This window comes from Streptomyces sp. CB02400 (genome assembly GCF_001905725.1).
Lineage (GTDB): Bacteria > Actinomycetota > Actinomycetes > Streptomycetales > Streptomycetaceae > Streptomyces > Streptomyces atrovirens.
On sequence record NZ_LIWB01000001.1, the window covers coordinates 187322 to 203951 of the forward strand.

Consider the following 16630-nt stretch of genomic DNA (forward strand, 5'->3'; position numbering starts at 1 on the left):
CGGGTCAGTTGGCGTCCACCAGGTGGTGCGGGGGGACCGTCACCGTACGGGCGCCCTTCTCGCCCCCCAGGACGACTTCCCGCAGCGCGCTGTTGTTGCTGTAATCGGTCTCCTTGAGTCGGTTCTCCGGGTTGGCGAGGACCTGGATGTAGTACGTGCCGTTCGGCAGGTCCGTGATGTCGAAGGACTGGCCGGGCAGGTCCTGGGTGTAGGTGTCACCGGAGCCGACGTCGAGCACCTCGCGGACGGAGATGGAGTTCTCGTAGCCGCACGCGGTGGACAGGTCAGTGTTTCCCGGGTGCCAGGCGGCGTTCTTCACGGTGTAGTCGACGGCGTCGGTGTTGGCCAGACAGAACGCCTCCTTGCCGCTGCGCACCGTCTCCTTCCGGTCGGCCGTCAGCAGCCGGTAACTGGCGAAGTCCAGGAAGTGCCAGTGCTCGTGGCCGGGACGCGGATCCCACTCCATGCCGCCGGTCGGGGTGTACCCGACCTGCTTGCCGTCGGCGTCGTAGAAGTACTGGTAGGCGTCCATCACCTCCTTGCCCGGGGAGCGGAAGCCGTCCACCACCAGCTTGGCCGGGCCCGCGTTCCACACGTTGGCGCTGAAGGCGAGGTAGTCCTTGCCGGGCACCTCCTCGTAGCCGTCGCTGACGGTGATGCCGAACGCGGGCAGCGAGCGCAGGTCGGGCTTCGGGACGTCGGGCACGGACGCCTTGCCGGCGGGCCGCTTCGCGTTGGGCCGGTCGCCCGGCGCCTGTCGCGAACCGTCGGTCTGCCCGGAACCGTCACCGGTCTCGGCGGCGGCGACGGCCTGCTTCCCCAGGGACTTCCTCTTCAGCGCCCACGGCAGGGCGGGCGGAGCCGACGGGTAGGGGCCGTGGCCGGCGTTGTACGAGGGGCCGGCGCCGCTCGTCGCGGCGCCGGGGGCCGGGGTGTCCACGGTGGCCCCGTGCCGCGCGTGCGCGCTGTGCTCCGCGTGGGCCCCGTGCTGTGCGTGGGCCCCGTGCTGCGCGTGCGCACCGTGCCCGGAGGCGGTGGTCTTCGCCGAGCCGCCGGAGGCGGAGCCCGCGGACTCCTCCCAGCTGCGCTCGCGTACGACCACCTTGACGGTCTGCGGCTTGTCGGCGATGCCGAAGAGGTCGCGGTACTTCTCGGTCACGTTGATCTCGGCGGTGTAGGTGCCGGACTTCAGCTGGACCGGCTCGGTGTAGTACGCGGAGTAGGTGTTGGACGCCCAGCCGTTCTCGACACCCCACACCGAACCGAGGGTGAAGGGGTTCGTCGGGCAGCTCTCCGGATACTTCGAGTTGGCGGGGGCGTCCGGCCGGATCCGCCCGGAGGCGTTGTTGGGGCAGAACGCCTCGGTCCTCTCCAGCACCGTCGAGCCGGCCGCGTCGGTGAGGGTGATCTGCGTGAAGTCCGGCAGCCCGGTGAAGTCCTTCACGAGCCCGGCGGGGAGTGCCTTGGTCCGGGTCTTCTTCCCGTTCCGGAGGACCTGCTCGGCGACGACCGGGTCCTTGTACGACTTGCGGGTCACCTTGAGTTCGAAGGCGCCGTTCTCGGAGGTGAGGTACGTCCCGAGGTCGAGGTAGACCCCCGGGTCCTCCGTCCACGAGTCGAGCGTGACCGAGGTGGATGCGGCGATCAGGCTGAGCTTCGGCGTCGGCTCCGCGGTCTTCGCGTCGGGCGCGGCGGCGACGACGCCCGCGGTCACGGCGATGGCCGCGGCGACGGCGAAGGAGGGGCGGGTCAGGCGGCTGGGGCGGCCCTGCGGGAGTCTGGTCATCGGTCCTCGTGCTTCCGGCTGTGGAGTGCGTCATGGGATCTGGATGAGCAGTGCGACCCCAACTGGCTTACGGGGCCGCTGTGTTCGGACCATGAGAGGGGGCCGGACACCCTCCGGGTTGGCTCCGCTCACCCTGTCGCCCCCCAGTTGTCCGAAAAGCGTCCACCAGTAGCCGGACTTGTCTCACGGCCGTGCGAGATCCGCCGGGCATCGACGAGGCTCCTGCGCCGACGAAGGCCGGTACACCGGGCGAGCGGGCGCTCGTACTCGTGCCGCGCCGGCGGTGGTCGTCCTTCGGCCCGGCGTCGACGGTGTTCGCGAGGCCGGCGCCGGACGACGGAACGACAGCGGCTCGGAGGCGAGGGGGCTCACCGGGCCGCGCACCGGGCCGGCCCGATGGGCCGACGGGGTGCCCGCCGACGGTCCGGCCGGAGTGGCCGGCGCGGTGGCCGGAACCCGTTACGCAGCGAACCTCGTGGCTCTGCTGGACAGCGGGCGCGGCCCGGAGCCGGCCGTACGCACGTGGGCCGACCGCCGACGCTCAGGCCGGCTCCAGGCTTCGCGCCTTCCGCGACACCCGCGACAGCACCGTGCCCTGCACGTCCGTCCACGGCATCAACCGCCCGCTGCCCCCGTACCCACCGGGCGTGAATCCCTCACGCCGACGCGTCGGCCTACGCGGTCGCCCACGCCTGCCGGCAGTTCCTGGACGACCTGCGGGAGGGCACGTCACGCATACCCGATTTCGCACACGGCGTCGCCCGGCACCGCAGCATCGCGTCCGTCATGACGGACGCGTGACCGACCGCGAGGGCCGCCGCCATCACGGCGGCGACCCTCGCGGGCATCGGCGACCTCCGCGTGGCAGACCTTGTCAGGAGGCGTGGGTCCAGCGCTGGTTGCTGCCGTTCGAGCAGGAGTAGAGCTGGATCTGGGTTCCGTTGGCGGTGCCGGCCCCGACGGCGTCGAGACAGAGGCCGGACTGGACGCCGACGATGGATCCGTCGGAGTTCAGGCGCCACTTCTGGTTGTCGCCGCCCCAGCAGCTGTAGATCTGGACCTTGGCGCCGTTGCCGGTGCCGGCGGCGTCCAGGCACTTGTCGCCGTAGACCCGGAGTTCACCCGCGTCTGTGTACGCCCACTGCTGGTTGCTGTTGCTGTGGCAGTCCCACAGCTGGAGCTGGGTGCCGTCGGTGGTGCTGGCGTTGGGCACGTCCAGGCAGCGGCCCGAGCCGACGCCCTTGATCTGTCCGCCGTCCGCGGGGGGCTCTGTGGAGTCGCCGCCGTTGAGCGCGTTGAGGACGGCGGTGTAGGCGGGCTTCTTGCTGCCGTCGTTGTTGAACAGCAGCGGTGTGTCCCCCGACCGCCAGGAGTCGCTGTCGCGCACGCCCCAGACGGTGACGCCGAGGCAGCGGGAGACGGCCAGGCAGTCGTTGACCACGTTGGCGTAGGTCGTGGGCGAGGCGCCCTGGATGTCGAGCTCGGTGACGGCCACGTCGACGCCGAGGGCGGCGAAGTTCTGCAGGGTGGTGCGGAAGTTGCTGTTGTAGGGGCTGCCGCTGTTGAAGTGCGACTGGAAGCCGACACAGTCGATCGGCACACCGCGCTGCTTGAAGTCCCGCACCATGTTGTACATGGCCTGGGTCTTGGCCCAGGTCCAGTTCTCGACGTTGTAGTCGTTGTAGCAGAGCTTGGCGGACGGGTCGGCGGCGCGCGCGGTGCGGAAGGCGACCTCGATCCAGTCGTTGCCGGTGCGTTGCAGGTTGGAGTCGCGCCGGGCCCCCGAACTGCCGTCGGCGAAGGCCTCGTTCACGACGTCCCACTGGGTGATCTTGCCCTTGTAGTGGGCCATCACGCCGTTGATGTGGTCGATCATCGCCTGGCGCAGCGAACTGCCGCTGAGGTTCTGCATCCAGCCGGGCTGCTGGGAGTGCCAGGCCAGGGTGTGGCCGCGCACCTCCTTGCCGTTCTGCACCGCCCAGTTGTAGACGCGGTCGGCGGCGCTGAAGTTGAACTGGCCCCGCTGCGGTTCGGTGGCGTCGATCTTCATCTCGTTCTCGGCCGTCACCGAGTTGAACTCACGGTTCGCGATCGACGTGTAGGCCGAGTCGCCCAGCCTGCCCGAGGCGATGGCGACGCCGAAGTAGCGGCCGCTCTGTGCCGCAGCGGCGCCGAGCGTGCTCTCGGCGGCGTGCGCGGTCGGCGGCGTGACCAGTGCGGTGGCCGTACCGGTGGCGCCGACGACCAGCGCCAACAGCAGGCCGCGGATCTTCCGCCGGACGGCGGGTCTGGGGAGGGCGTACGAGCCCATTGCTGTGCCTCCAAAGTGGACATCACGGAAGGAACGAAGCGCGGGGAGTGCGTCGTCCGCTCCCGTTCGGCAGATGGACGGATGGATGGACGGGGCGGGGCGGGCCGGGGCCCGGCCGGCACGGAATCACCGGACACGGCGGTCATGGGACGGGACGGTCTTCGACACAGGTGCGCGGATCTGTAGTGCGGTCGTGCGCGGATCTGCCGTGCGGCACGGATTGCCCCAAGGCTGGTGCGGTTCGAGATATCGAGCCGCGGCCGGTTTTCCAGACAGGAATGATCGAGGTGTTGATGATGCATCGTCAATACTTCCCGCAGGAAAAGTTTCTGTTCTCTGTTCGAAACTTTCGAGACTCCGGCGAGTCGGACGTCGGACCCTCGGTGCCGCTGTCGATGGAGGCCGTAGGGCGGGGTCGGCGGGTCGCGTGTCGGCCGTCGGGCGGCGTGACGTGCGACGTTTCACCCATGGGTTCTCGCGAATGTTTCGACATCGATGGCGACGTATGCGGGGGGTATTGACGCCGTTCGGCAGCTCCCTATCATTCAGGTTGCTCGACACTTCGACTTGTGTTCGATATTTCGAGCACGTTGAGTCGCTCCATCGCGCAGCAGGGCGACTCCGGGTCGCATCGCCCGAACACGGAGCCGTGAGGGGCCGTGCTGCCGTGCGTACGTCATGCGTATGTCATGACCTCGCCAATCCCTTGTCGGTGCTCTCTTCGTCTCAAGGTTGAGGAAGTCCCCATGCACAGAGGAAGTTTCAGCCGCAGGAATCCGTCCGCGGTGCTCGCCGCCGTGGCCGCGACCCTGGCCGCGTTGGCGGCGATGCTCGTCACCACCCCGGCCCAGGCGGCCACCAGTGGCGCCTTGCGCGGTGTCGGTTCGGGCCGGTGTCTCGACGTGTTGGGCGCCGGCCAGACCAACGGCACGCACCTGCAGATCTACGACTGCTGGAACGGAACCAACCAGCAGTGGACGCTGACGGACGCCGACCAGTTGACCGTGTACGGCAACAAGTGCCTGGACGTTCCGGACCACGCGACCACGGCCGGTACCCGGGTGCAGATCTGGAGCTGCAGCGGTGCCGCGAACCAGCAGTGGCGGGTGAACTCCGACGGCACGGTCGTCGGCGTGGAGTCCGGGCTGTGCCTGGACGTGAAGGACAACGGTACGGCCAACGGCACGGCGGTGCAGCTGTGGACGTGCAACGGCGGCAGCAACCAGAAGTGGACCGGTCTGACCGGGACGCCGCCGACGGACGACACGTGCACCCTCCCGTCGACGTACCGGTGGTCCTCGACGGGTGTCCTGGCGCAGCCGGCGAACGGGTGGGCCGCGGTGAAGGACTTCACCACCGTGACGCACAACGGCAGGCACCTGGTCTACGCGTCCAACTTCTCGGGATCGTCGTACGGCTCCATGATGTTCAGCCCCTTCACCAACTGGTCGGACATGGCGTCGGCCGGCCAGAACGCGATGAGCCAGGCCGCGGTGGCGCCCACGCTGTTCTACTTCGCGCCCAAGAACATCTGGGTGCTGGCCTACCAGTGGGGTTCGGCGGCCTTCATGTACCGCACGTCGAGCGACCCCACCAACCCCAACGGCTGGTCCTCCGCGCAGCCGCTGTTCACCGGGAGCATCTCCGGCTCCGACACCGGTCCGATCGACCAGACCCTGATCGCCGACGGCCAGAACATGTACCTGTTCTTCGCCGGTGACAACGGCAAGATCTACCGGGCGAGCATGCCGATCGGGAACTTCCCGGGCAACTTCGGCTCCTCGTACACGACGATCATGAGCGACACGAAGGCCAACCTCTTCGAGGGCGTACAGGTCTACAAGGTCAAGGGCCAGAACCAGTACCTCATGATCGTCGAGGCGATGGGCGCGAACGGGCGCTACTTCCGCTCCTTCACGGCCTCCAGCCTGAACGGGTCGTGGACCCCGCAGGCCGCCACCGAGAGCAACCCCTTCGCGGGCAAGGCCAACAGCGGCGCCACCTGGACCAACGACATCAGCCACGGCGACCTGGTCCGCGACAACCCCGACCAGACCATGACCATCGACCCCTGCAACCTGCAGTTCCTCTACCAGGGCAAGGACCCGAACGCGGGCGGCGAGTACAACCGACTGCCGTGGCGGCCGGGCGTCCTCACCCTGCGACGCTGACCTTCCCGGTTCACGGCGGGGGCGTGGGGCCCGGGTCCGGGCTCCACCTCCGGCGTGGGTCGGTGCGGCCGGCCGGGGTCACACGGTGATCGCGTCCCCCTCCGGGACGATGGTCAGGGGCGCCTCGGTCAGCGCCTCGGGGCTCAGGAAGCGGGCCGTCGACTCCTGGCCGGTCCGGCTGAGCATGATCTCGTGGATCTGGACGAGGCGACCGGGCGCGACCTCGCGCACGTAGTCCGCCGCCCGGCCGAGGTGGGTCCAAGGGCCGCTGGTGGGCAGCAGCAGCGTGTCGACCGGCGCGGGCGGTGCCTGGTACGCGTCGCCGGGGTGGAAGACCCGGCCGTCGACGAGGTAGCCGACGTTGGTGACTCGGGGGATGTCGCGGTGGATCGTGGCGTGCAGGTCGCCGGAGACCGCTATGTCGAAGCCGGCGACGTCGACACGGTCACCGGCCGCGACCGCGGTGACCTGGGAGCGTCGGGCCGACCAGCGTTCGACCACACCGGCCGGTCCGTAGACCCGCAGGTCGGGGCGGGCGTCCAGGGCCCGGGCGAGCAGATCTTCGTCGAAGTGGTCGAAGTGTTCGTGCGTGATCAGGACGGCGTCGGCGGCGGCCACCACCTCCTTCGCGTCGGGGGTGAACGTGCCCGGGTCGACGGCGATGCGCCCACCGTCCTTGACCAGTGACACACATGCGTGGGCGTGCTTGATCAGCTTCACTGCCGGCTCCCGTCGGCTTGATGCACAGGGTTTACTGCACAATATATACAGGGCACCCTGTATGATCTTGCTAGGCTGGCGGATGTGAACAACGCGACCTCGAACGAACCGGCTCCCCTTCCCGGCGAGTTGGCCGCCCGCCTCAGGGCGGTCGTCGGCACCCTGGTCCGCAGTGCCCGCACCGTCGACCGGCTCGCGTCCGTCCCGGCGGCGGTGCTCGGCCTCCTCGACACGGGTGGGCCGATGACCACGGCCGACCTGGCGGCGGCCCGTGGGGTGCGCCACCAGACGATGGCCGCGACCGTCAGGGAACTGACCGACGCCGGCTTCCTGGCCGTACACCCCGATCCGGACGATGCCCGCAGGAAGGTCCTCACTCTGACGGGGGAGGGGAAGGAGACGCTCGACGCGGACCGCCGTCAGCGCGTCGGCGTCCTCACCGACGCGCTGGAGGAAACGCTGGACGAGGAGGACCGGCGCGCTCTGGCGCACGCCCTTGACCTCATCGAGCGGATCAGCGGCAGCATCCGGGGCGGCCGTTCCTTCGCCGGCGAGCGCGAGTTCAACACCGGATCATGGTGACGAGGCCCGAGCGGCCTGCGGCGGCTGGTTCGCGTCCGTCACCGTGCGTGTGAACCACGACCGTCGCGGCGCCGACCGGAAGCACGCGCCGTCAGGTCGTGCCCGGGAGCCGAGCGGGTCGGGCGGTCCGGTATCGGGTGGCCGGTTCAGTGCTCCGGCCCGCGAAGGCGGCCAGGCCCGCCCGAAAGACGGCGTCCGGCAGGCCGGTGTCCTCCGCGCCGGGGGGCACAGATCACTTCGCCCGGTCTCGGGCCGCGCCGTCCGGGCTGGTGACGACGTCGTCGGCGCCCATCCGGGGCACGGCGCTCGGGGTCATGCCCTGCCGCTCACGGAACTCGGTGGCGCTGGGCACGTCCGGTGGCGCCGCTCCGCACGCAGTACGAGGCGGGCGGCCACATGCGGTGGTCCGTTTCGGTGGTGCGGGGGGCCGAAGCGATTCGGCGTGATCGGTCCACGGATTCAACATGCTGCTCGTACCATGTGATCTGCTGAAGGTGGCAAGTGAGGGGGAGTCATGTCGCAGCTCATGCGCCTGCAGATGCCGGATGAGCAGGTCATCTGGGCCACGGTCGATGATGGTGACGGGCCCAGCGACTCTGGTCTTGGCGAGCGGATCACGGAGAAACTCGAGGGCTTCCAGGAATCCCTCCAGGTCATCGCCTCCAATGTGCGCAACGCCGTGGCGAAAGCCCGCCCTGATGAGGTCAGTGTCGAATTCGGTCTGGAGCTGGCTGCCGGCGAGAACGGCATCGTCGCCGCCCTGGCGGGTGGCAGCGGCAAGGCGGCGTTCAAGGTGACCTTGAGCTGGAACAGCGAGCCCGCCATCCCTGTCGCACCGGTGGTGCCGCCGCAGCCGACCCAGCCCCCGACCGTACCCCCGGTGCCACCGGCTCAGGACTGAGGCCACACGCTGTGCGCAGGCCCTCACCGTTGTCACTTCTTCAAGAATATCTGGGCACCTGCCGCGTGCGCGTCCACGGAGCGTCACAGGGGGCGGGTTTCTTCGTCGCCCCGGGCTACGTGGTGACCTGCGCCCACGTGGCCGGGGCACGGACGGGTACTCGGTTACCCGTCTTCTGGAACGACACGGAGTTCGAGGGATCTGTGCTGACCGCGTCGGCCCCGCCCAAGGGCCGGGACTTGTGGCCCTATCCGGATCTGGCCGTAGTACGACTTCTCGACGCACCCGCGAATCACCCATGCGTCTGGCTGGACACTGTGTCTCCTTCGCGTGACGCCCCCCTGACCGCGATTGGCTTCTCCGACATCTACGAGCCCGGGAAGGCATCTGAGCGCTCCGCCGCCCTCAACCGCGGGGGCACCACGAAGGTGCAGGGCGGCTCGATGCTGGAGTTGGTGGGCGGCGAGGTCAACAAGGGGCTGTCCGGCGGCCCGGTACTGAACCACGACTCCGGTGGCGTCTGCGCGATCGTCAAGGCCACCAGGCTGCGGAACACCTTCATGGGAGGTGTCGGTATCCCCGTGAGCGCACTGAGGCTGCTGGACGGGGAGGTCTACCGCACTCTCATACGGGCACATGATGCGTTCCACGGGCAGAACGACCAGTGGGCCCGGCTGTCCGACCGCGTCATCGAGTCCGGCGGGGGAAGGGCCGACGAGAGCCTCGATTCAGAGCTCAGCCCCGCCGAGGAACGGCAACTGCTGGCGATTTTCTCTCAGCTGCCGATGGAGCCGATGGACGAGGACCTTCTGCCGGCCCACCGCACAGGCGGCGAAGGCGAATCCGATGTGAAACCATCCAGTACGAGCAGCCATCGTGCCGCGTTCTTCGCCGCAGCCGTCGAAGGTGCCCGCGAGCCCGAGCCGTATCCGTTACTGGACCACCGTGACGTCTTCACCGAGCTGGCCGCCCAGATGCCGCCCGAGGCCGGTCAACTGCCCTACGAGCTGGCCTTCGCCGCCGACCTCGCTCGTAAGGCCGCGACGGCGAGTCCGGCCTGTCAGGGAGCCGTACAGCAGTTGCGCGACCTGGTGCTGATCACAGCGGGCAGGCTCGGACTCGGTAAAGGGATCCAGCAGCGTCTCGCCCGAGGGACCGCGTCGGAAGCTCAGGCATCGATCATCGGCAGGATTCGCCATTCGATGCGAGACCGGCGGCTGTACCACGTCAGGGTGTGGCGCTACCGCTCAGCGAACGACATCGATCCGGCTGCCCCGGAGTCGGATGCGCTTCCCCTGAACCAGGCGGTCGAGCATCTGGCGGCGCTGCTGCCCGAACAGATCGAGATCATGGGTGGGGCCACTCGCCCTGGTCTGATCGAGCTGATCCTCCCGAAAGAGGTGCTTGACGAAGGCTTCGCCGATCTCTTGCTCTGGCCGCAGTTGCCCTGGTTCTCACTGGGGCGCAAACAACGTGTGGTGGTCCGGCCGCTTGAGCGACATGAGACGCCGGCGCTGCACGCGGCATGGGCTGAGCGCTGGCAGCAACTGGACGGCAAGGCGGTCAGCGAGGTGATGGTGTGCGTGTGTGGTCGAGGTGATCAGCATCAGGCCGCGCTGGACGCCTCGTTCGACAGCGATCCGACATTGGCCGCGCTCGCGCTCGCTGGTTCTCCGCAGTCGCAGCCGGTCTCGGACGCCTACCAAGTGGCCGTCGCGTCCGGAGTGCCGATGATGGTGTGGCGGCGGGGCAGCCCGGCCTGCGAGCGTGATGACGGCGGCCGCTGCGGGGCGCCGGGCAGACGGGCCTGTCCCGGCAACGGTTTCTTCGCCGAACTGTGTGCCACCTTGGACGACACCCGGCGAGACGAGCTGCCCGAAAGAGTCCGTCAGTTGCGTGTCGACGCGCAGAAGCCCTCGAAGAGGGAAGGGCATCTCGGTGACGACATCGTCCTGTTGTGGGACGACCCTCGACGCCAGATCCCCCGATCTCCTCTGGCCCCGGCCCAGGAAGGACGCCCCCGATGAGCGAGTGGCGGATTTACCGAGGTGTGCGAGAACCGCACGACGGCATTGACCGCTTGCCGGATCCGCCGCCGTGGCGGGACTTCGAGCGCGCCGGTGAGGTCACCCCGTTCGACCGGAACGCCGAAGCCCTCGGGGACCGACGGCTCCCGAGAGCTGACGCGTACAAGGCCGAGGAACGCACCATCGAGGCGGTCAACACGGCCCTGTACCTGCGCCGCCCGCTGTTGGTGACGGGCGATCCCGGTGTCGGAAAGTCCACGCTGGCGTATGCGGTCGCTCGTGAACTGAAGCTGGGCACGGTGCTGCGCTGGCCGATCAACAGCAAGACCGGACTGCGCGACGGCCTGTACCGGTACGACTCCCTGGGCCGGCTGGAGGACGCCGGAGTCAACCGCGCGGCCCGGGGCCCCGCAAGCGGTGTGCCGGAAGCGAGCGGGAAGGGCGACGCCGCCGGGAGAAGTGCCACCACGGACCCGGCCGCAGAGGCGGAGCACGGTACGGACCTCGGGCGCTATCTGCGGCTCGGACCGCTCGGCACGGCTCTGGCACCGTACGCATTGCCACGTGTCCTGCTCATCGACGAGATCGACAAGAGCGACATCGACCTGCCCAACGACCTCCTCGATGTCTTCGAGGAGGGCATGTTCGAGATCCCGGAACTCTCCAGGGTTGCCGACAAGCAGCCCAGGGTCCGGGTCCGTCCGGCCGACGACGGTGCCCGGGTCACGGTCGTGCACGGCACGCTACGCTGCCGCACGTTCCCCTTCGTCATCCTGACGAGCAACGGTGAGCGTGAGTTCCCGCCCGCGTTCCTTCGTCGCTGCGTCCGGCTCCATCTCCCGGCCGTCGACGACGACGAACGGCTGCGTACCATCGTGCGGGCACATCTCCCCACAGCCGCCGAGGACGCCGACGAAGTCATCAGCAGGTTCCTCAGCCATGCCGCGTCGGGCGAGCTGGCCACCGACCAGCTCCTCAACGCCGTCTACCTGGTGAGCCGTACGGCACGTGACGGTGCGCCGAGCCTCGATCGGCTCACCGCGCTGGTGTTCCAGCATCTCAATGTGACGGTGCCGACGGAGTCGTGATTGAGCGATTCGGCTCGCTGCTCGCCGACCTCTGTCCGGCGGAGCAGCCGCCCACACCTCGCGAAGTAGCCGAACTCATCTGGCTGGCACGGCATTTGCCCGAGGGGATCGGGCAGGCCGGGCGGGTGCTCCTGCCGTCCGGGGATCGCCCGATTCCGTCCACCACGGAGGGCGGTCCCAGGCCGGAGTCGTCCCAGGCCGGCGACAGCGGCCGATCCGATGCCGAGGCCACGCGGTTCTATCTGCCTCGGCACGGCTCCCCGGACGAGGGGGCGGAAAAAGAAACCGTACAAGCGGCGCCGGTTCGCGTGGGCGGGCCGACGGCGTTGCCCCGCCACCGCGAACTGGCACGCGCACTGCGCCCTCTCAAACGGCGCGTCCCCTCCACGGTGAGCACGGTTCTCGACGAGGAGGCCACTGCGACCCGGATCGCCGACCACCACCACTGGATCCCTGTGCTCACGCCGGCCGAGGACCGATGGCTCGACCTCGTGATCGTCCTGGACGCGTACAGTGAGAGCGGCATCTTCTGGGAGCCGCTTGCACGCGAATTGCGCGCCCTGTGCCAACAGCTCGGCGCGTTCCGTGACGTACGCCTGTGCCGTTTGCTGGCACGGGGCGACGGTTCTCCCGGGCTCGGAATCGGCGCCGCGACCCCGCCGCACTTGCTGCGCTCGACGAGTTCTGTGGTTGATCCCACGGGGCGCACGGCCACCCTTGTCCTCACGGACGGTGTGGCACCGGCTTGGGGATCCGACATGCTGAGGGGGGCGCTGCGGAAGTGGGCAGCCAGTGGCCCGACAGCGATACTCCAGGCGCTGCCTGAGCACGTCTGGGAGCGGACGGCCCTGGCACCTGAGCCGGGGCGCTTTCGCAGCACGGAAGCGGGAGGGGCCAACTCCACTCTGCTGTACACCGGTTACGGCTTGCGCTCGGGTGGCCCGAAGCGTGGTGCTGTTCCCGTGCCGGTGTTGGGGGTCAGCCCTGAGTGGCTAGCCCCCTGGGCACACGCGATCGCGGAACCTGCCGCGTTCGACGCAGCCGCGGTACTGCTGCCCGCGCCCGCGGCTCTCTCGCGGCCCGGCCCCGGGGTGTTCGACGTGAACGAAGTGCCCGGACGGGACGTTACGTTCGATGACTTCCGGGCCCAGGCACAGCCCCAGGTCTTCCGCCTTGCCGCGTACCTCGCTGCTGTCCCGCTCAACCTGGCGGTGATGCGTACGGTGCAGTCCGCGATGCTGCCGGACAGTCCCCTGTCCGACCTGGCGGAGATCATCTATAGCGGACTCCTGCGGAGAGTGCCCGGCGGCGCCCGCGCCGATGACGTAATGGGCCAGGCCTATGAGTTCGTTCCGGGCGCAAGGGAGCGCCTGCTGAGCAGCATTCGCCGGGACGAGGCCGAGGAAGTGATCGACACGGTCTCCGCGTACATGAAGCGCAACGCCCCGACGATCAGTGCTCGCTTCACGGCCACTGTGCCCGACCCCGACGGAACGCTCACCCTCCCGGTGGGTGCGCGACACTGGGCGGAGGTCCACAACCTGGTACGTCGGCGGCAAGGCAGACGTCCGGCACCGACGACACTGCGTGAGCAGGCGGTGCCGGACGTGGCGACGCAGCCGGCGCCACAACCTGCTGAGCCGGCAGCACGATCCACCGTTCTCGTCCTGACCGCACTCCCTCTCGAATACGCCGCCGTCCGCGCGCACGTCGAGGAGCGGGAGGAGTTGGTGCACCGTGACGGGAGCCGAGTCGAAAGGGGCCCACTATCCGGTACCCCCTGGCAGGTTGCCATCGCCGAGCTGGGCATGGGCGCCGAGCGGGCTGCCGCTCTCACCACGCAGCTCATCAACTGGCTGCGTCCCGAGGCCGTGTTCTTCGTCGGTGTCGCCGGCAGTCTGAAGGACGACGTCGAGATCGGCGACGTCGTCGTGGGCACGAAGGTGTACGAGATCCACGGCGGCAAGCAGACGCCGGAGGGTTTCCTGGTCCGGCCGAACGCCCTGCCGGGCTCGCTCGCACTCGAACAGGCGGCCCGTTCCGCCGTACGGGACATGCACGACGTGCGGGCGCACTTCCTGCCGATCGCCACGGGTGACGTGGTCCTGGCGGACGCCGAGTCCGAGATCGCCCGGTTCATTCGCAGGAGCTACAACGACGCGGGCGCGATCGAGATGGAGGGCTCCGGCGCGCTCCAGGCGGCCCATCTGAGCGGCCAGTCGAACGCCCTGGTGATCCGGGGCATCAGCGATCGCGCCGATGGCGGCAAACGTGATGCCCACGCCGCTGGCTCACAGGAGCTCGCCGCCGAGCAGGCGGCCGCGGTCACGATGGCGGTGCTGCGCAAGCACCGGCCTCGTCATGACAATGAGGAGATCTCCCACCGGTTCGGGGACGAGGCAGGGAACGGGCAGACGAGAACGGTGCTGTTGGCGGCCCTGGCCGAGGGGGCGGGTGGGGACGGCGGACGCCGGGCGGTGGAGAGGCTGGCGCGTGCGGTGGGGCTCGATGCCGGGGCATCCGCCTGGGAGATCGCCGAGGCGGCGGCGGATCCGGTATGGCGGGAGGCCGTACGGGAGTGGGGTGAGGCGGTGGCCGACCTGTTCGCCGCCGATCCGCGGGGTGTCGCCGGTGCCGTCGCGCGGGCCATGGAGCGGTCCGCGCCGGGAAGTGGGGTGGCCTGGTACGACGGTGACCACACCGACTTCCGGGACGGGGTCTTCCTGCGCGAGGTGATCGGTGTCCAGGTTCTGAACCAGGAGGGTGGGGCCGCTGTCCCGGAGGCGATGGCCGCCCTGCCGCCGCGGATCGGTGGGTTCACGGGCCGGGAGCACGAGACGGAGGAGCTGCTGCGCACGCTGGACCCGGCCGGAACACAGTCGGCGGCGACCCTCGTCGCCGCCGTGTCCGGTCCCGCCGGTATCGGCAAGACCGCGCTCGCCGTCGAGACCGCGCGCCTGGCCCGTGAGCGGGGCTGGTTTCCCGGTGGGGTCCTCTTCATCGACCTGCACGGCTACGACCGGGAGCCCGTCACCGCCGACCGTGCCCTCCAGGCCCTGCTGCGCGCCCTCGGCACCCCGCCGGAACACATCCCCACCACGACGGACGAGCGGACGGCGCTCTACCGCTCGGTGCTGGCCGTGCGGGCCCAGGAGCGCGGCGCGGTGCTGGTCCTGGCCGACAACGCCTCCTCGCCGGAGCAGGTACGGCCCCTCCTGCCGGGCGACTCCCGGCACCACGTCCTGATCACGTCACGCGACCGGCTGCCCCAACTGAGCGCGCACCTTCTCCTCTTGGACCGGCTCAGCCCACAGCAGGCGTACGAACTCCTCGACCGCGCCCTGCGGATCGCCGACCCGTACGACAGCCGGGTGGCCGACGACCCCGACACGGCCGAGCGACTCGCCGGCCTCTGCGGGCATCTCCCGCTGGCCCTGCAGATCGCGGTTGCTCGGCTGGTGGAGGACCCGGGCAAGCCGGTGACCGAACTCGTGACAGGACTGACCGAGTTCCACGACCGGCTCGACCACCTCGACGACGGCGAGCGCAGCGTCCGCGCGGCCTTCGAGCTCTCCTACCGCCGACTGCCGCCCGATCAGGCCCGGCTGCTGCGTCTGCTCGCCCTCGCGCCGGGGCCCGAGGTGAGTGACGAGGTCGTCGCGGCGCTGGTCGGTGCCGAGGAGCCTCCGGTGCGCGACCTCGAGGAATTGGCCGATGCACACCTCGTGGAGAGGGGAAGTGGACGCGGATGGTGGCGGGTGCACGATCTGGTACGGGCGTTCGGCGTGAGTGTGGTGGCGGGGAACGCGGAGTTGAGCGAAGAAGGGGAGAGGGCGCGGGAGCGGGTGCTGGGGTTCTACGCGCGGTGGGCGGATGCGGCCGATGACCGGTTGCGGTGGCTGCCGGGGATGGAGGAGCCGGAGCGGTTCGGGGACCGGGGGCAGGCGTTGGCGTGGCTGGACGGTGAGCGGGCGGGCCTGGTGGCGGCGGTGGGGTGGGGACGGGAGGAGCGGTTCGCGGGCGCGGCGATGCGGCTGGCTTTGTGTCTGGCGGTGTACCTGGACTGGCGGCGATATTTCGACGACTTGATTGCCGTAGCGGAGGCGGCGCGGGAGGCCGCGCAGCTTGCCGGGGACCGGCTGGGCGAGGCCATCGCGTGGAACAACCTTGGCAACGCCCTGCGCGAGGCGGGCCGGGTGGAGGAGGCGATCGACGCCCATACGCGGGCCCGTGACCTGTACCAGGCCGCCGGGGACCGCCGCGGCGAGGCCGGCGCGTGGGACAGCCTCGGTGTCGCCCTGGGAGGGGCGGGCCGGGTGGAGGAGGCGATCGACGCCCATACGCGGGCCCGTGACCTGTACCAGGCCGCCGGAAACCACCATCGTGAGGCCGGCGCGTGGAACAACCTCGGCCTCGCCTTGGGGGAGTTGGGCCGGACGGGGGAGGCGATCGACGCCCACACGCGGGCCCTCGGCCTGTACAAGACCACCGGAGACCGCCACGGCGAAGGCAGGGCGTGGGACAGCCTCGGTGTCGCCCTGCGGCAGGCGGGCCGGGCGGAGGAGGCGATCGAGGCGTACGGAAGGTCTCTGGAGCTCTTCCGAGGATTTGAGGACCGGTACGGCGAGGGGCGGACCCTCTACAACCTGGCCCTCGCGCATGAGACCGCCCACCGCCCCGCCGAGGCCCGCGCCGCCTACCTCCGGGCCGCCGACGCCTTCACCCGGGCCAACGCCCCCACCGAAGCCGCCCAGGCCCGTACCTTGGCCGCCGCCTTCGGCGACTCACCCACCCACTGACCTTCGAAGTGTGGTGCCGGCGGGGCTGACGCTTCATGACCCCTGCGGTACGTCGAGTGCATGAGGTACGCACAGGGTGGCGGGCTGACCGATGAACGGCGAGTCCTCGCGAGAGGTCACGGATGAAGGCGACCAAGCGGTTCCGGCACGGCGAAGGGAACGCGAACCTTGCGCACGACCTGCGAGTCGACGTCCCCGCACTGCTCGGACGGCATGGCTGGACCTGCCGGATTCCCGCCCGTCGG

At 69.7% G+C, this 16630-nt stretch carries 9 protein-coding genes; 6 read left to right on the forward strand and 3 right to left on the reverse strand.

The features are described from left to right. Positions 1-4 precede the first annotated feature (4 nt). On the reverse strand, positions 5-1786 hold the full coding sequence (locus AMK33_RS00800; RefSeq protein ID WP_073930711.1) for a lysyl oxidase family protein: 1782 nt from the start codon (positions 1784-1786) through the stop codon (positions 5-7). An 874-nt stretch (positions 1787-2660) separates the two neighbouring features. Next, positions 2661-4097: an endo-1,4-beta-xylanase gene (locus tag AMK33_RS00805; RefSeq protein ID WP_073930712.1), complete on the reverse strand. Its 1437-nt coding sequence runs from the start codon at positions 4095-4097 to the stop codon at positions 2661-2663. A 746-nt stretch (positions 4098-4843) separates the two neighbouring features. Here AMK33_RS00805 and AMK33_RS00810 point away from each other — a divergent pair. Next, positions 4844-6268 (forward strand): non-reducing end alpha-L-arabinofuranosidase family hydrolase, encoded by a 1425-nt coding sequence (locus AMK33_RS00810; protein WP_073930713.1) that lies wholly within the window; start codon positions 4844-4846, stop codon positions 6266-6268. Positions 6269-6346: 78 nt separating this feature from the next. On the opposite strand, the gene AMK33_RS00815 is transcribed toward AMK33_RS00810, so the two are convergent. Continuing rightward, the gene (locus tag AMK33_RS00815) at positions 6347-6988 is read right to left on the reverse strand and encodes an MBL fold metallo-hydrolase (protein WP_073930714.1); all 642 of its coding nucleotides are present in this window, start codon (positions 6986-6988) and stop codon (positions 6347-6349) included. Positions 6989-7072: 84 nt separating this feature from the next. On the opposite strand from AMK33_RS00815, the gene AMK33_RS00820 reads away from it, so the two are divergent. The 5 genes from AMK33_RS00820 (at position 7073) to AMK33_RS44850 (ending at position 16385) form a co-directional block, all read left to right on the forward strand. Continuing rightward, a complete protein-coding gene (locus AMK33_RS00820) occupies positions 7073-7570 on the forward strand; it encodes a MarR family winged helix-turn-helix transcriptional regulator (protein WP_079194692.1) in 498 nt (165 codons plus the stop codon). A 514-nt stretch (positions 7571-8084) separates the two neighbouring features. Then, positions 8085-8471 (forward strand): CU044_2847 family protein, encoded by a 387-nt coding sequence (locus AMK33_RS42355; RefSeq protein ID WP_073930715.1) that lies wholly within the window; start codon positions 8085-8087, stop codon positions 8469-8471. Positions 8472-8536: 65 nt separating this feature from the next. Then, positions 8537-10498 (forward strand): VMAP-C domain-containing protein, encoded by a 1962-nt coding sequence (locus AMK33_RS00830; RefSeq protein WP_073930716.1) that lies wholly within the window; start codon positions 8537-8539, stop codon positions 10496-10498. Continuing rightward, positions 10495-11586, forward strand: coding sequence for an AAA family ATPase (locus tag AMK33_RS00835; RefSeq protein ID WP_073930717.1), 1092 nt, complete (start codon positions 10495-10497; stop codon positions 11584-11586). Before AMK33_RS00830 ends, AMK33_RS00835 begins: the two co-directional genes overlap by 4 nt. Then, entirely contained in the window at positions 11583-16385 is a 4803-nt protein-coding gene (locus AMK33_RS44850) for an SAV_2336 N-terminal domain-related protein (protein ID WP_327378038.1), read from the forward strand. Before AMK33_RS00835 ends, AMK33_RS44850 begins: the two co-directional genes overlap by 4 nt. Positions 16386-16630: the final 245 nt, after the last annotated feature.